Source organism: Leptolyngbya sp. 7M, assembly GCF_018128485.1.
On record NZ_CP070897.1, the window covers coordinates 6,544,853 to 6,562,715 of the forward strand.

The 17,863-nt window shown below is 53.9% G+C and carries 25 protein-coding genes and 3 pseudogenes; 10 read left to right on the forward strand and 18 right to left on the reverse strand.

From position 1 onward, the window contains the following. Nucleotides 1-26 precede the first annotated feature (26 nt). Nucleotides 27-530, reverse strand: a pseudogene (locus JVX88_RS44795) (NAD(P)/FAD-dependent oxidoreductase); the annotation flags it as partial. A 25-nt stretch (nt 531-555) separates the two neighbouring features. On the opposite strand from JVX88_RS44795, the gene JVX88_RS35125 reads away from it, so the two are divergent. Together JVX88_RS35125 and JVX88_RS35130 are read left to right on the forward strand one after the other, a co-directional pair. Continuing rightward, the gene (locus JVX88_RS35125; protein WP_211623562.1) at nt 556-1,302 is read left to right on the forward strand and encodes an MBL fold metallo-hydrolase; all 747 of its coding nucleotides are present in this window, start codon (nt 556-558) and stop codon (nt 1,300-1,302) included. After that, the gene (locus JVX88_RS35130; RefSeq protein ID WP_211623564.1) at nt 1,289-1,651 is read left to right on the forward strand and encodes a DUF5615 family PIN-like protein; all 363 of its coding nucleotides are present in this window, start codon (nt 1,289-1,291) and stop codon (nt 1,649-1,651) included. Before JVX88_RS35125 ends, JVX88_RS35130 begins: the two co-directional genes overlap by 14 nt. A gap of 72 nt (nt 1,652-1,723) precedes the next feature. Here the strand turns inward: JVX88_RS35130 and JVX88_RS35135 are convergent, their stop codons facing one another. After that, nucleotides 1,724-2,050 carry a DUF4114 domain-containing protein gene (locus JVX88_RS35135; protein ID WP_211623567.1) on the reverse strand — a complete coding sequence of 109 codons (327 nt, stop codon included), beginning with the start codon at nt 2,048-2,050 and terminating at the stop codon, nt 1,724-1,726. A 170-nt stretch (nt 2,051-2,220) separates the two neighbouring features. Between JVX88_RS35135 and JVX88_RS35140 the strand changes: the two genes are divergently transcribed. Further along, a complete protein-coding gene (locus JVX88_RS35140) occupies nt 2,221-2,910 on the forward strand; it encodes a TonB-dependent receptor domain-containing protein (protein WP_211629039.1) in 690 nt (229 codons plus the stop codon). A 108-nt stretch (nt 2,911-3,018) separates the two neighbouring features. Here the strand turns inward: JVX88_RS35140 and JVX88_RS35145 are convergent, their stop codons facing one another. Both JVX88_RS35145 and JVX88_RS35150 read right to left on the reverse strand, forming a co-directional pair. Continuing rightward, nucleotides 3,019-3,312: a putative 2OG-Fe(II) oxygenase gene (locus JVX88_RS35145; RefSeq protein WP_211623569.1), complete on the reverse strand. Its 294-nt coding sequence runs from the start codon at nt 3,310-3,312 to the stop codon at nt 3,019-3,021. An 88-nt stretch (nt 3,313-3,400) separates the two neighbouring features. Continuing rightward, a complete protein-coding gene (locus JVX88_RS35150) occupies nt 3,401-4,300 on the reverse strand; it encodes a phytanoyl-CoA dioxygenase family protein (protein WP_211623571.1) in 900 nt (299 codons plus the stop codon). 222 nt (nt 4,301-4,522) lie between these two features. On the opposite strand from JVX88_RS35150, the gene JVX88_RS35155 reads away from it, so the two are divergent. Then, the gene (locus JVX88_RS35155) at nt 4,523-5,443 is read left to right on the forward strand and encodes an aldehyde dehydrogenase family protein (protein WP_211623573.1); all 921 of its coding nucleotides are present in this window, start codon (nt 4,523-4,525) and stop codon (nt 5,441-5,443) included. A 16-nt stretch (nt 5,444-5,459) separates the two neighbouring features. On the opposite strand, the gene JVX88_RS35160 is transcribed toward JVX88_RS35155, so the two are convergent. Both JVX88_RS35160 and JVX88_RS35165 read right to left on the reverse strand, forming a co-directional pair. Continuing rightward, nucleotides 5,460-5,666 (reverse strand): hypothetical protein, encoded by a 207-nt coding sequence (locus tag JVX88_RS35160; RefSeq protein WP_211629122.1) that lies wholly within the window; start codon nt 5,664-5,666, stop codon nt 5,460-5,462. 65 nt (nt 5,667-5,731) lie between these two features. Continuing rightward, nucleotides 5,732-6,277 (reverse strand): annotated as a pseudogene (locus JVX88_RS35165) (nitrate ABC transporter ATP-binding protein); the annotation flags it as partial. Here JVX88_RS35165 and JVX88_RS43660 point away from each other — a divergent pair. Next, nucleotides 6,269-6,409: a hypothetical protein gene (locus JVX88_RS43660; RefSeq protein WP_317134695.1), complete on the forward strand. Its 141-nt coding sequence runs from the start codon at nt 6,269-6,271 to the stop codon at nt 6,407-6,409. The pseudogene JVX88_RS35165 and the gene JVX88_RS43660 sit on opposite strands and share 9 nt — an antisense overlap. 60 nt (nt 6,410-6,469) lie before the next feature. Here JVX88_RS43660 and JVX88_RS35170 read toward each other — a convergent pair whose 3' ends face one another. Continuing rightward, nucleotides 6,470-6,868, reverse strand: a complete 399-nt coding sequence (locus JVX88_RS35170; RefSeq protein WP_317134563.1) for an ABC transporter permease subunit — start codon at nt 6,866-6,868, stop codon at nt 6,470-6,472. Between JVX88_RS35170 and JVX88_RS35175 the strand changes: the two genes are divergently transcribed. Continuing rightward, nucleotides 6,851-7,378: a TOBE domain-containing protein gene (locus JVX88_RS35175; protein ID WP_211623576.1), complete on the forward strand. Its 528-nt coding sequence runs from the start codon at nt 6,851-6,853 to the stop codon at nt 7,376-7,378. The genes JVX88_RS35170 and JVX88_RS35175 overlap by 18 nt on opposite strands. Nucleotides 7,379-7,388: 10 nt before the next feature. On the opposite strand, the gene JVX88_RS43665 is transcribed toward JVX88_RS35175, so the two are convergent. The 3 genes from JVX88_RS43665 to JVX88_RS35185 are packed head-to-tail and all read right to left on the reverse strand — an operon-like array spanning nt 7,389 to nt 8,652. Then, on the reverse strand, nt 7,389-7,637 hold the full coding sequence (locus JVX88_RS43665; RefSeq protein ID WP_317134564.1) for a helix-turn-helix domain-containing protein: 249 nt from the start codon (nt 7,635-7,637) through the stop codon (nt 7,389-7,391). A 42-nt stretch (nt 7,638-7,679) separates the two neighbouring features. Further along, nucleotides 7,680-7,931, reverse strand: coding sequence for a hypothetical protein (locus JVX88_RS43670; RefSeq protein ID WP_317134565.1), 252 nt, complete (start codon nt 7,929-7,931; stop codon nt 7,680-7,682). After that, a complete protein-coding gene (locus JVX88_RS35185; RefSeq protein ID WP_317134566.1) occupies nt 7,909-8,652 on the reverse strand; it encodes an aminotransferase class III-fold pyridoxal phosphate-dependent enzyme in 744 nt (247 codons plus the stop codon). Before JVX88_RS35185 ends, JVX88_RS43670 begins: the two co-directional genes overlap by 23 nt. 482 nt (nt 8,653-9,134) lie before the next feature. Here JVX88_RS35185 and JVX88_RS35190 point away from each other — a divergent pair. The 3 genes and pseudogenes from JVX88_RS35190 to JVX88_RS35200 form a co-directional block, all read left to right on the forward strand. Further along, nucleotides 9,135-9,542 (forward strand): annotated as a pseudogene (locus JVX88_RS35190) (DNA double-strand break repair nuclease NurA); the annotation flags it as partial. 105 nt (nt 9,543-9,647) lie between these two features. Continuing rightward, nucleotides 9,648-10,310 carry a DUF3318 domain-containing protein gene (locus JVX88_RS35195; RefSeq protein ID WP_211623578.1) on the forward strand — a complete coding sequence of 221 codons (663 nt, stop codon included), beginning with the start codon at nt 9,648-9,650 and terminating at the stop codon, nt 10,308-10,310. Then, on the forward strand, nt 10,286-11,080 hold the full coding sequence (locus JVX88_RS35200) for a hypothetical protein (protein ID WP_410503745.1): 795 nt from the start codon (nt 10,286-10,288) through the stop codon (nt 11,078-11,080). Before JVX88_RS35195 ends, JVX88_RS35200 begins: the two co-directional genes overlap by 25 nt. Nucleotides 11,081-11,096: 16 nt before the next feature. Here JVX88_RS35200 and JVX88_RS35205 read toward each other — a convergent pair whose 3' ends face one another. From JVX88_RS35205 to JVX88_RS35240, 7 genes are all read right to left on the reverse strand, one after another. After that, nucleotides 11,097-11,606: a hypothetical protein gene (locus JVX88_RS35205; protein WP_263975405.1), complete on the reverse strand. Its 510-nt coding sequence runs from the start codon at nt 11,604-11,606 to the stop codon at nt 11,097-11,099. A 140-nt stretch (nt 11,607-11,746) separates the two neighbouring features. Next, entirely contained in the window at nt 11,747-12,559 is an 813-nt protein-coding gene (locus JVX88_RS35215) for a ketose-bisphosphate aldolase (protein WP_263975406.1), read from the reverse strand. Continuing rightward, a complete protein-coding gene (gene dapA, locus JVX88_RS35220; RefSeq protein WP_317134567.1) occupies nt 12,487-13,125 on the reverse strand; it encodes a 4-hydroxy-tetrahydrodipicolinate synthase in 639 nt (212 codons plus the stop codon). Before dapA ends, JVX88_RS35215 begins: the two co-directional genes overlap by 73 nt. 259 nt (nt 13,126-13,384) lie before the next feature. Further along, nucleotides 13,385-14,095 carry a DUF29 family protein gene (locus JVX88_RS43675; RefSeq protein WP_317134568.1) on the reverse strand — a complete coding sequence of 237 codons (711 nt, stop codon included), beginning with the start codon at nt 14,093-14,095 and terminating at the stop codon, nt 13,385-13,387. Continuing rightward, the gene (locus tag JVX88_RS35235; RefSeq protein ID WP_211623590.1) at nt 14,092-14,586 is read right to left on the reverse strand and encodes a DUF29 domain-containing protein; all 495 of its coding nucleotides are present in this window, start codon (nt 14,584-14,586) and stop codon (nt 14,092-14,094) included. Before JVX88_RS35235 ends, JVX88_RS43675 begins: the two co-directional genes overlap by 4 nt. Before the next feature lie 29 nt (nt 14,587-14,615). Continuing rightward, nucleotides 14,616-14,837 (reverse strand): DUF29 domain-containing protein, encoded by a 222-nt coding sequence (locus JVX88_RS40110; RefSeq protein ID WP_263975407.1) that lies wholly within the window; start codon nt 14,835-14,837, stop codon nt 14,616-14,618. Beyond that, nucleotides 14,791-16,395, reverse strand: a complete 1,605-nt coding sequence (locus JVX88_RS35240; RefSeq protein ID WP_211623598.1) for a BtpA/SgcQ family protein — start codon at nt 16,393-16,395, stop codon at nt 14,791-14,793. The genes JVX88_RS40110 and JVX88_RS35240 overlap by 47 nt, the downstream gene beginning before the upstream one ends. A 351-nt stretch (nt 16,396-16,746) precedes the next feature. On the opposite strand from JVX88_RS35240, the gene JVX88_RS35245 reads away from it, so the two are divergent. Then, nucleotides 16,747-17,187, forward strand: coding sequence for a hypothetical protein (locus tag JVX88_RS35245; RefSeq protein ID WP_317134569.1), 441 nt, complete (start codon nt 16,747-16,749; stop codon nt 17,185-17,187). Here the strand turns inward: JVX88_RS35245 and JVX88_RS35250 are convergent. Then, nucleotides 17,157-17,846 (reverse strand): thioredoxin domain-containing protein, encoded by a 690-nt coding sequence (locus JVX88_RS35250; protein ID WP_211623600.1) that lies wholly within the window; start codon nt 17,844-17,846, stop codon nt 17,157-17,159. The genes JVX88_RS35245 and JVX88_RS35250 overlap by 31 nt on opposite strands. Nucleotides 17,847-17,863: the final 17 nt, after the last annotated feature.

The window sequence follows — 17,863 nt, forward strand, 5'->3', positions numbered from 1 at the left end:
CCGCTGTCGCAAAGACGCTCCAATATGCCGGAACGCCCTGCGGCATCTATGAAAATATCGGCAGAGAGGGTTCTGGTTTCTCCGGTCTGGCTTCGTATCATAAGTGAATCGATACGACCGTTCAGTATCTCAGCTCTCGTCGCCGACCAGCCCTCCAGTGTCTCAACTCCCAATTCATAAGCGCGCCTTAACATGACCTCATCCATTGCAGCACGGCTTAGGCTTAATGCATTGTTACTGCCGAACCATTCGCTCGGAACCATCACGGTTCGCCCATTGATCGCGGTGAACCGGGTTTCGCCTATTTCCCGGCCGCCGTATGTTGCAATTCGATCCTCAATCCCAAGCTCAGCAAAATGGGTTCGGCATTCGGGGGAGATGAATTCGCCGCAGAGCTTATCACGCGGAAAACGTTCGCGTTCGATCAGCGTAACCGCAACGCCCATATTGGCGAGCCTTATCGCCAGCGATGAACCCGCCGGACCTGCTCCGATGATAGCCGCCGTTCTGATCTCTTGCGTTTGGTTCATATTCCGACTTGATAACAGTTACGTTATGATAACAGCTTCCCCCGGCGCGGCTGTATTTTATACGTTGAACGTGCTATTCGTTCTCATATCGGCACCTATGATAAAGATCCATTCGCTTTCGATCCCGACGCCATTTTATGTCGGTGACGTAAATGTTTACCTGATCCGTGAAGATCCCGTTACGCTGATCGACGTTGGCCCGAAGACCGCAGAGGCCGCGGAAGCTCTTACCGCCGGGTTGGCACGTCACGGATTAAGGCTTCAGGATATTCGCCGCATTGTGCTTACGCACGCGCATGAGGATCACTGCGGGCTTGCCCGTCAAGTTCGTGATGCGGCAAAAGATGCGGAGATCTTTGTACACGATTGGGAGACCGGCCATCTTTTCGGACGGCTTGCGCGCGATGAACACCGCCGGTTGCTGATGCGCTCCGGCGTGCCCGCTGAGGTGTTTGACGAGATGCAGTCGCTGTATGATGAGATAAGCCTCCTTACCGATACGCTAGACGAAAGCGAGTTCCGCCACATCGTTAAAGAAGCAGGAGTTTGTGGTGGAGTCGCCATTATTGCGGGCACCCGAATGGCGGTCTGGCAGATTGTCGGCTATTACTACAAAGTGGGCATGTCGGTGGAAGAAATCATTGCTGAGTGGGACGAGTTGACCCCAGCACAGGTCTTTAGCGCCTTGGCGTACTATCACGACCATCGCCCAGAAATTGATCAGCTTCGCGCCCAAAACGCTTATCCTACCGATTCCCATGCCGTTGCCTAACCCGCCTTTGCTATATTTAGATGAAAACCTGTCGCCTCGTCTAGCTGAGCAGTTGCGGAAATATGGCTTCGATGCGATTGCAGTAAGAGAATCCAATTTGCTGGCACGTTCTGATGCAGAACAGTTCGCGTTTGCGGTTGCCCAACGGCGAACGTTGGTGACCATTAACTTCAAGGATTTTGTATCCCTGCATGAGGCATATTTGGCTGAAGGGCGACCGCATTTTGGCATTGTTTTTACTACAGAAGAACGGTTTGGCATTTTGTTGAATCGGTTGCTGAATTTACTCAATTCCGTCTCAGCGGATGACTTAAACAATCAGATTCGTTGGTTGAACGAGTTTCGGTAAAGGTAGAGAAGGCGTTGGGGAAGAACCAATGAATCGCTCCAATCTGTCCTTCCCCGCAGCGTTCGCTACTCGCTACGCCGCCACCGTTCTCACTGTGAACACCGCATCGTTGAAGTCGAGGTCGCCGCCGCGCAGGTCTTCAAACCGATATTGGTTCCCCTGCTTCTGGACATGGTCTAGCCCCAGCGGATTGGCGGCTGCAAAATCGAAGAACACATCCTTGCTGCCACTGAGGGCTTCTTCTACCGTGCCGTCTGCGACGATGAACGGCGCGTAGAATGCACCCCCTTGCAGAGTTGCCACCACGGCTTCAGTGTCGCGGATGGTGAGGGTGGTCAGCGTACCTTCGTCTTCGATCAGCGTTGTGGGAGCAGCGGTGATGCCGATGACTGGAGCCATGAGAAGATACCTCGATAATTCGACAATGAAATAGGTAGAGCTGAGTGGAGGACCGGATAGGGCAGAGCTTGGGGTGCAGTAGCACTTAAGCTAGAGGCGCTGTATCTACAGCAGTTTGGGCGGACAGAGGAAGTGGGCATTGAAGATTAAGAAGATGGAACTACTACGACATCACTATCCGTGGTCGTATCCAGGCGCTGTCGGCTCAGTTCTACATCAACCAGTGCAATACCTCGGCCAACCTGACCAGCGATGCTTGCCAGCGCGTGTTCCGTAATCCGGGCACCGGTCAGATCGACCGGGTCAACACTGGGCGTCAGAACAGCCCCGACGTCGGTGGTCCGTTCGAAACGCGGGGTATCGATGCTGGTCTGAACTGGGTGATCCCCGTCTCGGAGATTTTCGGCGGAAACTCGAACGCACGAATTCGCATTGCCGAGCTGTTCAACTACACCATTGCATACAAGCTGGGTGGAACGGACTTCGTCGATACGGGTTCGGGTGGACTTGCTTCGGTCATTCCCGAGTTCAACAACACCCTGACTGTCGGTTACGAACAGGACGCCTTCACTGGCCAAATCCGCTGGGTTTATAAGAGCGGTGGTGAACAGCAGGGCCAAATCTTTGCAGATTCGGTCCCGGTCGATCGCATCCCTGATCTGAGCTACTTCGATCTTTCGCTGCGCTTCGACGTAAACGACAACTTCACGCTTACGGGCATTGTCAGCAATTTGTTTGACAAGTTCCCGACCCAGACCGTCGGTGGCGCGATCTTCGAGCAGGCGAACGCTAACGTTTCGCTCTTCTCGCCGCTGATCCTGGGTCGTAGCTATTCGCTACAAGCGCAGGTTCGTTTCTAAGAACAGTAGTTCACACATCTGAATTGGCGGCGGGGAGAAATCCCCGCCGCTTTTTTTGATCCGCGTTGATTGAGATATCAATGTTCGTGCGGCCGAGGCCGCGCATGCTTAAACTACGGGAACAACGTCAAAGGCAGTTGTCAGTCGCTCTGCGTCAACCTGGACCGGTGTCGTTTCGTGCCAAACCATCGAGGGGAAGAGACAGAGCCACCCTGGTGTTGGCCGAACGATGCGGCGAGGTTTGATATCCAACCCCAACTCCTCGGGCGCCCCTCCCAATGCTAGCAATCCTCCGTCCGCAGCACCCGGATCGCAGTCTGGCACGACAAAATAGAACGCCGAACTGATCCAACCATCGGGGTGAACATGGGCAATGTGGTAGCCAGCCTTCTCGAGGCGCACCGACCAGGAGCCTGAGAAGCGAAATTGCGCTGCCTTTCGCGCGAGATAGGGGTATTGTTCTAGTATTGTTCTAGTATTGTTCTACTGTTTATACAGTCACTGTTTCTCGATTCGCATCAACTAGAGCATCTCGACAATAGTCATTTAGGAAGGGCGTGCGGTATCCGTCTTGGGTCCAGAGAATGGGAAAAAAACTTTCATCCATTGTGGTTTCACCAATGCGCTTGTAGCGTCCGTAGATGTATCCCACATTGGTGGAGCAAAACTGAGCATCGGCAGACAAGGTGTGAATGCCAATACTGCGGCGAACTTTGTCGGAGCAGGTATTTTTGCCGGATCCGTGCCACATCCAGCCGTGATGAAATACGCAGCCGCCTGCTGGAATCTCGACTTGCACAATTTCTGGTGTCTCGATGCCTGCCTGTTGCGCTGCTCGCTGCATGGTAGAGCGGTAGTCTTGGGCAGGTGCATGAAACTCACCGATTTCTGTCACCAATCCCCAGCGATGGGAACCGCGCACATACTCGATTGTGCCTGCATTGGCGCTCGTATCGTCTAAGGCAAGCCAACAGGTAACCATTTCGGGCGGGTCGATGTAGCTGATGTAGGTGGCATCTTGATGCAGCGCTACTTCTTTGCCGCCGGGAGGTTTGAACCAAAGGCTGTCCTGGCCAATTCTGGCTCCCCGCCATCCACCTAACAAGGCGCTAATCCGGCCAATTTCAGCTGAAAGTACCACGCTCGCCATCCGGCGGTCGCATTTCCAGACGTTGCACATTTCTCGCGTCACGTCCAACAAGCTCAAACCCGGTCGCCAATACCATTCATCGGGATAGATGCCCGTCTCGAACTGGCCAGCAAACAGGGGATCAATCCTGTCTACCAACCGAGCCACCAAAGCAGCATCAATCAATTTTTCAAAGACTAAAAATCCGTCCTGTCGAAATTGCTCGATCTGAGCATCTGTGAGTTGAATTGGCGACATCATAGTTCGGCTGAAGCACTATATTTATAACGTTTAACTTCCCTGCCAATCTTCTTGCTTAAAAGAATGCTTAGATCTAGCGGTTTTAGAGGTGTTGAGATAGCCTGCCGTCAGGCATAGCAGCTTCTCGTAGAGCGATCGCAATGCAGGAACAAGATTCACCTACAGCCATCCTTTCTTGAGTTTGAACGGGGTGCAGGGGCAGTGCCCCTGCGTGGGGCCGAGATGCTGGTCGCCTGTTTCCACCGTGCCGGAGTTCCCCCCGCGGTGGTGCAGTTGCTGGTCGGCGGCCCGCAGGAAGGGCAGGACCTGGTCGCGCATCCCGGCGTCGACGGGGTGCTGTTCACCGGCTCGGCCCGGGTCGGGATTGCCATCAACAAGAAGCTCGCGACCAATCCGGGCAAGATCGTCGCGCTCGAAATGGGTGGCAACAATCCCATCGTTGTCGTTGATACCCCGAAAGTTTCCGATGCCGCCGCCATTATCGTCCAGTCCGCCTTCACGAGCGCAGGGCAGCGTTGCACCGCGGCACGGCGGCTGATCGTGAAGGACACGATGTACGATCCCCTGATGGCCGAGGTGAAGGCGCTGGCGGCACGGCTGATCTATGGCGAGCCGTTCGCCGATCCCGCCCCCTTCATGGGCCCGGTGATCGACAACGAGGCGGCGGACCAACTGGTCGAGAGCTTCCTCTACCTGTTGTCGCACGGCGGCAAGGCGATCCGCCACATGACCCGGCGCGACGACACCCTGCCGTTCCTGTCGCCCGCCATCATCGATATCACCGCGATGGCCGAGCGGCCCGACGTCGAGCTGTTCGGGCCGCTGCTCCAGGTGGTGCGCGTGCCGGACCTCGATGCCGGGATCGCCGAGGCGAACCGGACCCGCTTCGGGTTATCGGCTTCGCTGATCGGGGGAAGCCCGCAGGATTACAACCGCTTTTGGGCCAATGTTCGCGCGGGCGTGATCAACTGGAACCGGCCCACTAACGGTGCATCGTCGAAGGCGCCGTTCGGCGGCATCGGCCTGTCGGGCAACCATCGCCCATCGGCCTTCTACGCGGCGGACTATTGCGCCTATCCGGTCGCCAGCACCGAGATGGACCAGCCGCGCGCAAGCATCGGCGTCGGGCTGAGCGACGCCTAGACTCGCTCGATCACCTTCACCCAGTGACCACGACCAGGTCGACTTCGCTCGCGCCGGAAGGATGCGGGCGGAGATGGACCGCGAACCGGATCGCTCCGCGACCGCCCTCGATCCGGTGCTGGTCGCCAGCGGCGCGATGACGCGGCACGAGGCCCGCGCGCGCGGCCTTGGCAAAATAGAACCCGGCGATGTCCCGCACCGGCACGGGGCTGGTGAAGCGCACCGCGCGTTGGGATGGTTGACCACCGCCATGCGCTCTCGCGGGCGCTCAAACGGCACGTCAATGATTTGGCCGATATAGGATTCGGGACCATTGGTGAGCATGACGATCCGATCCGACAGCAGCAGGGCTTCGTCTACATCGTGCGTCACCATAATGCAGGTGAGGTGGTGCTCCTGGGCAATCTGCATCAGCTGATCCTGCAAGCCGCTGCGGGTGAGGGCATCCAGCGCCCCAAACGGTTCATCCAGCAACAGCAGCTTGGGCCGAATCGCCAGCGCCCGGGCAATCGAAACGCGCTGTTTCATCCCGCCCGACAGCTTGCCAGGGGTTTTATCCGCCGCTTGGCGCAGCTTCACCATGTCGATATGCTGTTCCACAATATCGCGCCGTTCCTGAGCGGGCAGGTGTTTCATTACTTCATCGACGGCCAAGGCAATATTTTGGCGCACCGTCAGCCAGGGCAGCAGTGAATAGTTTTGGAACACCACCATGCGATCAGGGCCGGGTTTGGTTACCTGTCGTCCTTCTAGCAGCACACCACCAGTGGCAGGTTGGGCCAGACCCGCAATGATATTGAGCAGGGTTGATTTACCGCAGCCCGAATGACCCAACAGGCTGACGAACTCGCCCTTTTGAATTTCCAGATTGATATTTTTGAGCGCAATATAGGATTGGCCGTTGGGCAGTGGGAAAACCTGATCGACGTGATCAATAACAACAAAGGCAGTCATAGGTTGGGATGAGGTGTGAAGTACGTATAAATTGCAGAGCGATGCAGCAGTGAATCGAAGCTGTTCTAACTTCTAGTCTTCCGGAAGTACGAGTTTGCCGATGAACGTGACCAACTTATCAAGTAAAAGACCAACCAAACCAACGTATAGAATCGCTAGAATCACTTCGCTAATTGCGCCGCTATTGTAGGCATCCCAGATAAAGAATCCAATGCCAACACCGCCCGTTAACATTTCAGCCGCAACAATAGCCAACCAAGACAAACCAATCGCAATCTTCAGACCGGTAAAAATATAGGGCACGGTAGCGGGCAGCAACACCTTAACAAAGTACTTCGGTTTAGAGAGTTGCAGCACCTTAGCCACGTTGTTGTAGTCTTGCGGAATATTCTGCACGCCAACGCCAGTGTTGATGATGATCGGCCAAATGTCACCCATGACCAGGTAGAAGCCATGACGCTGGCGGACCAAATCGTGGTGCTCAATCAGGGCAAGATCCAGCAGATCAGCGATCCGCAAACCCTCTATGCCCAGCCTGTGAATCAAATGGTAGCCACGTTTTTTGGCAGTCCGCCAATGAATATTCTGCCCGCTCGATACGACGGTACGGCCTTTCTGGTGGGATCTAACCACCTACCCTGCCCTGTGGATCTCCAAAAGCAACTGCAATTTAAACTAGATTCGGCAACTGAACCGGAACTGCCATCCAGCGACTGGACCATCAATCTAGGAATTCGGCCTGAGCATATCCACCTCACGGATCCAGCTAGTGCAGATCTGATTGTGACAGCCACACTGATCGAACCTTTGGGACGCGAGAAGTTAGTGCGAGCTAGCCTGCTGACCGATGCATCGACGACGCTTCAGTTTTGGGCTGCCACTGATCAAATCATCCGAGTTGGCGATCAATTGCCGCTCCGGTTAAAGTCCAATCAGCTATTTGTGTTCCATTCCCAGAGCGGCAAAAACTTTTTGATCTAGTTGATCTAGGCTAGTTTTCTGCCACTCTGGTCAATGGATGTATCGGGGGTTTTCGAGAATTCAGCCGCGCCGAATTGGCTGGCTCATTCCGATGGGTCGTATCCACCATTTCTACATTGAAGCGGTAGCCCACATTGCGCACTGTTTGGATCAAGTTGGGCTGACGGGGATCCATTTCGATTTTCTTGCGGAGCGATAATACATGAGTGTCCACAGTTCGATGGTTGTCGATCTCGTCGGGCCATGCCTTGCGCAGCAACTCTGAGCGACTGAGGGGTACTCCGCCCGCTTGAGCTAGAGCCTAGAGCAAACTAAATTCCTGCGGCGTCAGGTCTATCAACTCGTTCTTGAAGCGGACTCGTCGCTGCACTAGGTCAATCTTCAGATCGCCGTAGTCCAACACTGCCGGAACCGCAAAGGTGCGGCTACGCCGCGTCAAAGCTTCGACCCGGGCCAAAAATTCTTGAATCCCAAAAGGTTTGGTGAGATAGTCGTCTGCACCGGCCCGCAACCCGGTAACAATATCAGCTTCAGTGCTGCGAGAGGAGAGCATCAAAATCAGGGCTTGACGCTGTTGCTGCAACCAGCGACAAAACTCTCTGGAAGTAGGCTTGATCGCCGGGACGAACGCCGCCTTCGCCTTGCAGAGCCTCTAGCAGAATTGCACACACCTGCCGCTCACTGCTGTCTAACAGGGCCACCGCTTGCTCAATGGCGGCAATATCGTTGTAGGGCACGTAGTAGAACCCAGGCATCAGCGGATCAAAGTTCTTCTGGTACTTGGGTTGACCCGTGGCAGTGATTGTAGCGAGAGTGCGGCCATGAAAACTGGCGTGGGCCGTAATAATCACCGGATCGCTGATTCCCAACACCGTGTGGGCGTACTTGCGAGCCAGCTTGATCGCTCCTTCGTTGGCTTCGGCACCGGAATTGCAGAAAAACACCCGATCGGCGCAGGAATGCTCGACGAGCCATTGGGCCAGTTCGCCCTGGGGCTGGTTGTAGTACAGATTCGAGACATGGTGCAAGGTTTGAATCTGCTGATGTACTGCCTCCACCATCACCGGATGGGCATGACCGAGCGTGCAGGTAGCAATTCCAGCTACAAAATCGAGGTATTCTCGGCCTTCGCTATCCCATACGCGGCAACCCTCACCGCGCTCTAGGGTAATCGGGAAGCGGGCATAGGTAGACATGACATAGCGATCGAAATCCGCTGTCGTAAATTGGAGAGGTACGGAGACGGGAGTTTGCACAAGGGTTTCTGGACTCACAGGCTATTTCTCCAAGGCAACAGATCTAAAGGACAAACGGGCAGGCCAAACGAGCGTTAACAATTTCTTAGGGTGGAATAGGGTGAAAACTAAGCGGCGGCAACGAAACCAGCAGTCACTCGTAGCAAACCGGGCAACTAGACTGATGAAATCATTCATTAAATCACTCATGAAATCTACAACTCGCTGCCTCAGGATGTTGATCATAAACCAGGTTATATGGGAATGCCAAAAGTCTATTAATCTTTTCTAGTTTGAGCCGATTAGCGTTGCTGAATCAAGGATGATTCGCTCTACATCTCTATGGATCATACCTAGCCCCAAGCTTAGGAATTCGGAATGTCAGGATTCGATGGGATCGTTGCTAGCCAGTACTCTAGTTGCGCAGGCAGGGGAATGCGCTGGCGGGTAGCAGGATCGATGCAGAGGTGAACCGTTGTGGCTTGGCTGACCAAGGATAGTGCCATCGGTTCGCTGGCTGTCAGGTATTCTCGCCACTGCGGGATACGGCCCTCTGGGGGCTGGTGCTGGAACCCGGTCAGCGGGGGGCGATTTGGCGCAGTTCGGCCAAAATCCTGGAAGGCTATGGCGACCACCATGTTTATTTCTGCTATGTCCATATGGGAGCGGAAATTGCCCGCGTTGAATTTCCGGCTTGGGTGGCGGAGGATGCCGAACTGCTCGATACCGCCTTGAGTTTGACCCTCACCCAGGTGCAGAAAGGGTATGGCTATCCGGTGGCGCTGGCCGAGGCGCACAATCAGGCTGTGGTACGGGGAGCTGATCGAGCTAGGTTTTTTGCTTTGCTAGAGCAGCAGATGATTCGGGCTGGCTTAAGAAATATTGGCACATCCTATAAAGAGGCTCGCAAGCGGGGCAGCATTGCTTAGTCAGGAAGATTAATTTTGCCCCCGTTGCGGTAGGCGATCCGTTAGAATCGCTATACTTCATGTAACGGTATCTTTTTTATTTATTCATCTATTGCCTGAGTGTCTATGACCTCCTACGCTACTACTGCCCGCGCCGACTTAAGCGAACTGCGGCGACTGAAAAGTCTCCTTCCGCCTGAATTGAAGAGCTGGGTCACGATTGAAGCATCCACAGCCGTGAACCCACCCCTGATTACCTGCGAAGAAATTGGCCGCGATCAGGTCGAGGTTCAGGTGGATCTAGCTAAATGGGACCAGTTGGCTCTCGACCAGCGGAATCTGCTGTTTTGGCATGAGGTTGGCCGGATTCAGCTCGATACGATTCCCCGCGACGGTTGGGAGATGGCGGCGCTAGCCATTGGTCTGGGTGGCGCTGTGGGCGAGTTGTGGGTGCAGGATGGGCTGCTGCTGATGTTGGCCCTACTGCTCTGCGGTGTGTCAGGCTGGCGGCTGTATCAGCGCAACAACGGTGAGAAAACCCTGCGCGAGGCAATCGAGGCCGATGAAAAGGCGATTGCTCTGGCGACTCGGTTTGGTTATACCTTGCCCAACGCCTACAAGAGTTTGGGCAGTGCCCTGAAGGTGCTGATCGAGCAAACACCGAAGAAAAAGCAGCGGAGAAAGTACGAAGCTCGTCTGGATGCGCTAAAGAAGAGCGCTGCCAAAGCAAAAGAGCAAATGAAGACCAACCGCTCGGAAACGGGATGGCCCCGGGTGACACGCGCCTGACGACGCGGTACCGCGACGAGAAGTTCACCGACGCGCTCTACGGCACGATGCACGAGGCCGGGCACGGCCTGTACGAGCAGGGGCTGCCCAAGATGGGCGAGTTCTACGGCACGCCGCTGGCCGACGACATCTCGCTGGGGATCCACGAGAGCCAGAGCCGGATGTGGGAGAATCTGGTGGGGCGGAGCCTGGCGTTCTGGGAGTGGGCCCTTCCCCACGCCCAGCGGGTGATGGGCTCCGGGCTGGAGCGGTACACGCCGGTGGATCTTTTCCGGGCGGTGAACATCGTGAGCCCGAGCCACATCCGTGTGGAGGCCGACGAGGCCACGTACAACCTGCACGTGATGCTGCGGTTCGAGCTTGAGCGCGCGCTGGTCTCGGGCTCGCTGAAGGTGCGCGACCTTCCCGGGGAGTGGAACCGGCGGTTCAAGGACTACCTGGGGATCGAGGTTCCCGACGACAAGCGCGGGTGCCTGCAGGACGTGCACTGGAGCTTCGGGCTCATCGGGTACTTCCCGACGTACACGCTCGGGAACCTGTACGCGGCGCAGTTCTGGGAGACGATCCGTGGGCAGATCACCGACCTTGAGGCGCAGATCCGGGCCGGGTCGTTCGCGGCGCTCAAGGGGTGGCTCAACACCAACATCCACGCCCACGGGCGGCGGTACCGTGCGGGGGACCTGTGCAAGATGCTCACCGGCCGCCCGCTGGAGGCCGACCCGCTCATGAGGCATCTGGAGGCGCGGGCGAGGGCGGTCTACGGCGTGTGAGGGGGGCGGCGCGGGCTCAGCACTCGTACTTGCCGGTGTCGGCGCCGTCGCTGACGCAGAACGTGTACGTGTGCATCTTCGAGATGGGCGGGCTGTAGATGTGGAGCGTGACCAGGTCCTCGCCCGGGGCCTGCATGTTGGCGACCTGGTGGATGTCGTCGTCCTCCGCGGCGCAGACGTAGCCCGGGGCCATGGCGTTTGTCTGCACGGGGCAGACCATGCCGCTGGGCGTCATCTGGAAGCGGATCTCGGTGCCCGTGCCGTGGATCACCCGGAAGGCGCAGCTCACGCCGCGGTGGTCGTGGATCGGGGTGCAGTGCCCCGATCGCCAGCAGAGCGCCAGCAGCTCGTATAAATCCGCCTCGTCAGTCAATTCAGGAAAGGGATTGTTGGCGGTTGGCTGCTCTGGTTGGTTGGCTGGTTGGTTGGTTGATTGATTGGTTGGTTGATTGGTTGGTTGATTGGCATCAGGGCGTTCGTTTGGTTGTTCGGCCTGTTTAGCATCAAAAGCATCAAATGAGGTCAATTCCAATCCTCCACACTACCGGCTTGCTTCAGCAGCGGTAAACTAAATGCGCTCATAGAACGCTCGCACAAATTCACACAAGCAGGTTATCTCTGCTGACTACAATGCTGCGCTATCTCAATTCTAGGAGATGCAAAATCTTACCGGACAGTATTTGTCAATATCTGGGCATAGGGAGTTTGATGCAAATGCGCTTTATTGCCTGACCCAAATAACTGCATTTTTTCGATCACGACCTGTTGCATGGCAGCAATTGACTGTTCCATGCAAGGCAGTAAATCAGCTTTGCGAGCATTACAGATATCCGATTGCAGGGTGTGCATATAGGCTTGTCGCACTTCGGTATTGACGTTGAACTTGCAGACCCCAAGCTGAATCGAGCGGCTAATCATGGCGGCAGGTAGACCAGACGCACCGTGCAGCACCAGCAGCATATCCTTACCAACGGTTTCACCGATCCGGATTAAGCGATCAAAATCCAATCTGGGTTCGCTACGGTATTCTCCATGCACATTCCCAATTGTGACTGCTAAGGCATCGACTTGAGTTGCGCGGACAAATTCCCCAGCCTGTACCGGATCGGTCATTTTGGCTTCTTTTTCGGCAACTGATAAGCCATCCTCAGTACCGCTAATGCGGCCAATCTCCGCTTCGACTACGGCACCGTAACGATGAGCTAACTGGGTCATTTCACGAGTGAAGCTTAAATTTTCGGCATAGGGCAAATGGGAACCATCGGCCATAATCGAGTTCATACCTGCTTCTAGTGCAAACCGAATTGCTTCAGCAGAGGTACTGTGATCGAGATGAACCGATATCGGCACGGTAGCAGATCGAGCGGCCTCTAAGCAGAGCGACACGAGTGGAGAACCGCCATACTTCAACGAACTAGGATGGATTTGCAGCATCGCCGGACTTTGCACAGCCTCTGCTGCCGATACAACGGCCCGCACGCCCTCCAGATTGTAAATATTGAAGGTGTTGAACGGCGAATTTGACTGACTTGATCAAGATTCCCACTTGCCTCCTTAACGGCCACAATATTTGAAATTTCTGCTAATCGACTTACCGTCTCTGGTAATAAATTCTGACTCGTCCGTCCTGGCACATTGTACAGAATCATCGGCAAGTCTGGGCTAGCTTCAGCAATGGCTCGAAAGTGGCGATACAGCCCTTCTTGCGGTGGCTTGTTGTAGTAAGGAACTACCTGTAGAGTTCCATCTAATCCTAGCTTATCAGCCTTCTGAGTGGCAGAAATTGCCTCAGCTGTTGAGTTAGAACCGGTGCCTGCTACCACTTTGGCTTGACCGGCTACGGCCCGTTGTACAACCTGGAAAAGCTGGTATTCCTCGTCCCAACTTAGGGTGGGAGACTCGCCAGTAGTACCGCAAACGACTAACGTGTCTGTACCGTGCTGGGCAAGATGAACTGCCAACGATTCCGCAACTTCGTAGTTGACACTGCCATCCTCTCGGAATGGTGTAATCATGGCAGTCATAATGCGTCCAAAGGTTGTCACGCTTTACTGGCTCCTGATTTAGGGGGGACTAGAAGCTAACGAAGTTTCGAGTCTGATTCAGCCTTTAGGTTAAGTATAAATGCTTAAGACGAAACTAGAAAGAGTCGCCATCCAATCTGGCTTAATTCGCCTTGGCAATGGATCCATTGATGGATCAGGCTTCATCTCCTTGAAACCGCGATCATGTAGCTGACCAATACATGTAACTAACCACTATAGGCTTGATTGCCAGGTTTACTGATTGTGAGCAACAATCAGCTCACTGGGCCACTGCGGCTGCTATCGCTGGACGAACTAAATCCTTAGTATCCAGCAGCTCAGCGATTTGTACAGCATTTAGGGCCGCACCTTTGCGAATTTGATCGCCACTTAGCCACAGTTCTAGAGCATTAGGATTAGACAAGTCTTGGCGAATTCGACCCACTAGCACTTCGTCTTGACCGCTCGCCTCAATGGGCATTGGGAAATAGTTAGCTTGCCAGTTTTCCACTAGCTTCACACCTGGCGCTCGAGACAGAATTTCCCGCGCTTGGGCCACGCTGAATGGAGTCGCAAACTCCAGGTTAATTGCTTCCGAGTGGGCACGCAGTACGGGAACCCGTACACAGGTGGCTTTTCGATAAGCAGATGGAAAATTCTCAGCCAGAAAGGGTTTTAGGCTAGGACTATCTTGCAGAATCAACTCAATTTCTGACCGAAAGTTATTGATTTCCAGCACCCAGCCTCTAAAACATCGCTCTCGTTCTGATTCCCAATACTTAATCTTGAGAAGATGTTCACACAGGCGTAACAGGTAGCTGGAAATCGCCCGTCTATCACTTTTCCCCAAGCTTTCGATCTCCTCGATTAAGTTGTCTAAATCCAGATTGTTAAAATCCTGCGCTTTTAACTGTGCGACAATCTGCTCCAACCAAAGTTGATAGTCTCTGTCGTATAGTGCTGCCAAATTCATCTTCACCTCAGAATTCACCTTGAGTCCTCCTTAACCGATTCGGGCTGCCACGGCAGCCAGTCTTCATCTAGGGCTTGCTCTAAAGTAAACCAAGGTTCTGCTGGAATTAGCTTGGCATCCAGTTCACTCGCATTCAGGAAAAGCTTTCTACCATTGCGGTATTCGCGTAAAAAGTGATCATGCAGGTAGGTTTTGAGGCTGGGGCTGTCCCGAAGGATGGCCTGAATTTGCAGGCGGAAGTTTGCCACTTCTAATTTCCAACCTCTGAAGCAGGTTTCTCGTTCTGATTCCCAATAACCAAGTTTGAGGAAATGTTCACATAGCCGCATTAGATAGCTGGAAATCGCTCGTTTATCGCTTTTTCCCAAGCTTTCGATCTCCTCGATTAAGTTGTCTAAATCCAGATTGTTAAAATCCTGTGCTTTCAACTGTGCGACAGTCTGCTCCAACCAAAGTTGATAGTCTGTGTCGTATAGCGCTGCCAAATTCATCTTCACCTCAGAATTCATCTTGAGTCCTCCTAGACTAAGTCAGATTTCTAGGGAAGCCAGTCTTCATCTAGGGCTTGCTCTAGCGTAAAATCGGGTGTTTCAGGAATCAGTTTGGCATCCAAATCGCTAGCTGTGAGAAAGAGCTTTCTGCCATTTCTGTATTGTTTGACAAAAATTTCCTGCAAAAATGATCGCAAACTTGGACTAGCTTCCAGTTGTTCTTCAATTTGCAAGCGAAAGTTTCTTACCTCTACTTTCCACGTTCGCAAGCACCTTTCCCGTTCCGATTCCCAATACTTGATTTTGAGCAGATGTTCGGCCTGCCCGCGCCAAGGCTTCCACCAGCCAGAATGTACACATGTTGAAGGTTCCTTCATGACCTTTCAAGCCATCGGGCGATTGTTCGGTGTTGTATCGGTAGACCAAACTGTTGGAGACCAGGCCACCTTTTTGGGGTGAGCGATTAATCGCATCGAGGGTCGCTAACATGCGCGGATCGGTGGGCGACATGAAAAAGACTAATGACATAATCAAGCTGCTGGCGTCTAGGGATTCGGTGTCGTAGTGTTGCACAAAAGCTTGCCGAGTTTCGCTCCAGCCTTTTTCCATAATCTCTTCGTAGATTTGATTGCGCACCGTTAACCAGCGATTGCGATCGGCCGGAAACGAGCGTTTGTCGGCTAACCGAATCCCCCGATCCAGTGCTACCCAACACATTAACTTCGAGTAGACAAAATGCTGTTGCCCACCCCGCACTTCCCAAACCCCTTCGTCTCGCCGCTGCCAGTTATCGCAGACCCAATCAATCAACTTTTGCAGATGCGTCCACAAATCATAGGAAATTGGCTGTCCATACTTGTTGTAGAGATAGACCGAGTCCATTAATTCGCCATAGATATCGAGCTGCAATTGGTTGTAGGCACCATTGCCGATCCGTACCGGTGATGAACCTTGATAGCCCTCCAGGTGATCAAGCATTTCCTCGGTGAGCTGGTGGCGTCCGTCAATGCCGTACATGATTTGCAGAGAACCATCGGGATTTGGCTCGCGACAGCGGCTCTCTAACCAAGTCATGAACTGAGCTGCTTCTTCGGTAAAGCCAATTCGCAAAAGGCCATAAACCGTAAAGGAGGCATCACGAATCCAGGTATAGCGATAGTCCCAGTTGCGTTCGCCGCCGATCAATTCCGGTAAGCTACAGGTGGGAGCCGCCACAATTGCTCCGGTTGGCTCATAGGTCAGCAGTTTGAGTACCAGGGCAGAACGCTCGACAATTTCGCGCCAACGGCCTTTGTAGGTACACTGAGACAGCCAGCGCTGCCAGTAGTCTACGGTCCGCTTGAATAGGGCTTTGGCCTGGGTTGGGGCAATCGGTAAACCACAGCCCGCTCCCGACTCGATACCTTGCAGTACAAACACGGCCATTTCTTCTTCTTGCAGGCTGAACTTGGCGACTACGCCATTCTCCACATTAACGCGGATAAACTGAGCCTGGACGCAGCTGGCAATCGCCATTGCACTATGGGCATCGTTGCGCAAGACATTAATGCCAATTGGCAGGGTGACTAAATGCATTAACCGCTGCACTACTAGACTCATGGCGCTGACCACGGCTGGATCCACCGCATCCTTGGGAAAGGGGGCATCAAAAAAATTCTCGACAATGATGCCATCGACGCCGCCCGATGCCAGAGCCGTTGCTTCTTGCTCAGCTCGATCGATGACAGCTTTGAGATTGCCTCCCCAGCGTGGCGAGGTGGGCAGTGGCAGTAAATGAACAACACCAATAATGGGATTCGCGGTTTTGAAAATCTGTTTTAAGTCCACAGGATTTATTGCAGTTTCGGACTCAGGAATGGCGTGAGCAAAATGGGAAAAAAGCAGCGACTGCCGTTCTCCTCTATAGACTTACTCTAACAGCAATCCACACCCCTTCTACCTCGAATCTCCTGCTCCGCTGGAGCAGATAAATCAAACCTTACCGAAATTATGTAGTTATGTTATCTTCAGGCTGACGGTTGTGTTAAGATTATTGACGATCGTCTCAAGTGATGCGATTGCAGTTAACGGTGTTCATCCAGTTGGGATGAGCGAGGGACAAAGTCTAGTCCGTTGATGGCGCGATCGCTACAGTTTCATTAACTTAGACTTCTCTGTTCCAATCACACGATTAACTGCATGGGCAACAAACCAACGATTGCCATCTCTCATTTAGGCTGCGAAAAGAATCGAATCGATACCGAACATATGCTGGGCCTACTGGTACAGGCGGGCTATCAGGTAGACTCCAATGAAGAGCTGGCTGACTATGTCATTGTCAATACTTGTAGCTTTATCCAGGCGGCGCGGGAAGAGTCGGTTCGTACCTTGGTAGAGCTGGCCGAAGCCAATAAAAAAGTGGTAATTACTGGCTGCATGGCGCAGCACTTTCAGCAGGAGTTGCTGGAAGCGATCCCGGAAGCGGTCGCGGTGGTCGGCACGGGTGACTATCACAAAATTGTGGATGTGATTCAGCGCACGGAAACCGGCGAACGGGTGCAGGAAGTTTCGGCTGAGCCGGTTTATATTGCCGATGAAACCACGCCTCGCTATCGCACAACCACCGAAGGCGTAGCTTGATCGGGAAAGTCGAAGCGGTGGCCGCGCAGGGCCGTACCTGCATAGGGAATCATCGGAAAGCTCGGCCCCATGCCTTTGGCCGCCAGAATGCCAGCGCTATACTCCAACCCCAACCGCAGCAAATCTGCCGTTAAGTCCTCCCCTTTGGGTAATTGAGTAGACTGCTGGAGCCGGTTCAATAGCCGCGACTTCACCGACAGAATGTTTTCAGCTTCAGTGGTGTAAATGCGGTGAATCTCTTGCAGGAGCCGCAAAAAACCGGGCAGGTTGTAGCGTTCTTGCAGTGGAAAATAGGTGCCGCCATAGAAGGGAACCAGATCCTCTGGAGCAAGAAAGACATTCAGAGGCCAGCCGCCTTGTCCGGTCATCAACTGCAACGCCTGCATATAAATACTGTCAAGGTCAGGCCGTTCTTCCCGGTCTACCTTAATCGGCACAAAGTGGGTGTTCATGTACTCGGCAATTTCCGGATCCGAGAAGGCTTCCCCTTCCATTACCGTGCACCAGTGACAGCTCGAATAGCCGATGGATAAGAAAATGGGCTTGTTTTCTTGCTTGGCCTTCTCAAGGGCAGCGTCGCACCAGGGCCACCAGTCGATTGGGTTTTCGGCATGCTTGCGCAGGTAGAGGCTTTGGGCTTGAGCAAGGCGGTTCGGCATGGGGCTGGCTAGAACTC

What these genes read in the sequence shown, in the direction of transcription:
- JVX88_RS35125 (WP_211623562.1), top strand. Translation starts at nt 556, where the DNA reads ATGATAACAGCTTCCCCCGGCGCGGCTGTATTTTATACGTTGAACGTG.
- JVX88_RS35130 (WP_211623564.1), top strand. Translation starts at nt 1,289, where the DNA reads ATGCCGTTGCCTAACCCGCCTTTGCTATATTTAGATGAAAACCTGTCG.
- JVX88_RS35135 (WP_211623567.1), bottom strand. Translation starts at nt 2,050, where the DNA reads ATGGCTCCAGTCATCGGCATCACCGCTGCTCCCACAACGCTGATCGAA.
- JVX88_RS35150 (WP_211623571.1), bottom strand. Translation starts at nt 4,300, where the DNA reads ATGATGTCGCCAATTCAACTCACAGATGCTCAGATCGAGCAATTTCGA.
- JVX88_RS35155 (WP_211623573.1), top strand. Translation starts at nt 4,523, where the DNA reads ATGCTGGTCGCCTGTTTCCACCGTGCCGGAGTTCCCCCCGCGGTGGTG.
- JVX88_RS43660 (WP_317134695.1), top strand. Translation starts at nt 6,269, where the DNA reads ATGACCCAACAGGCTGACGAACTCGCCCTTTTGAATTTCCAGATTGAT.
- JVX88_RS35175 (WP_211623576.1), top strand. Translation starts at nt 6,851, where the DNA reads ATGACGCTGGCGGACCAAATCGTGGTGCTCAATCAGGGCAAGATCCAG.
- JVX88_RS43670 (WP_317134565.1), bottom strand. Translation starts at nt 7,931, where the DNA reads ATGCTCTCCTCTCGCAGCACTGAAGCTGATATTGTTACCGGGTTGCGG.
- JVX88_RS35195 (WP_211623578.1), top strand. Translation starts at nt 9,648, where the DNA reads ATGACCTCCTACGCTACTACTGCCCGCGCCGACTTAAGCGAACTGCGG.
- JVX88_RS35200 (WP_410503745.1), top strand. Translation starts at nt 10,286, where the DNA reads ATGGCCCCGGGTGACACGCGCCTGACGACGCGGTACCGCGACGAGAAG.
- JVX88_RS35235 (WP_211623590.1), bottom strand. Translation starts at nt 14,586, where the DNA reads ATGAATTCTGAGGTGAAGATGAATTTGGCAGCGCTATACGACACAGAC.
- JVX88_RS35245 (WP_317134569.1), top strand. Translation starts at nt 16,747, where the DNA reads ATGGGCAACAAACCAACGATTGCCATCTCTCATTTAGGCTGCGAAAAG.
- JVX88_RS35250 (WP_211623600.1), bottom strand. Translation starts at nt 17,846, where the DNA reads ATGCCGAACCGCCTTGCTCAAGCCCAAAGCCTCTACCTGCGCAAGCAT.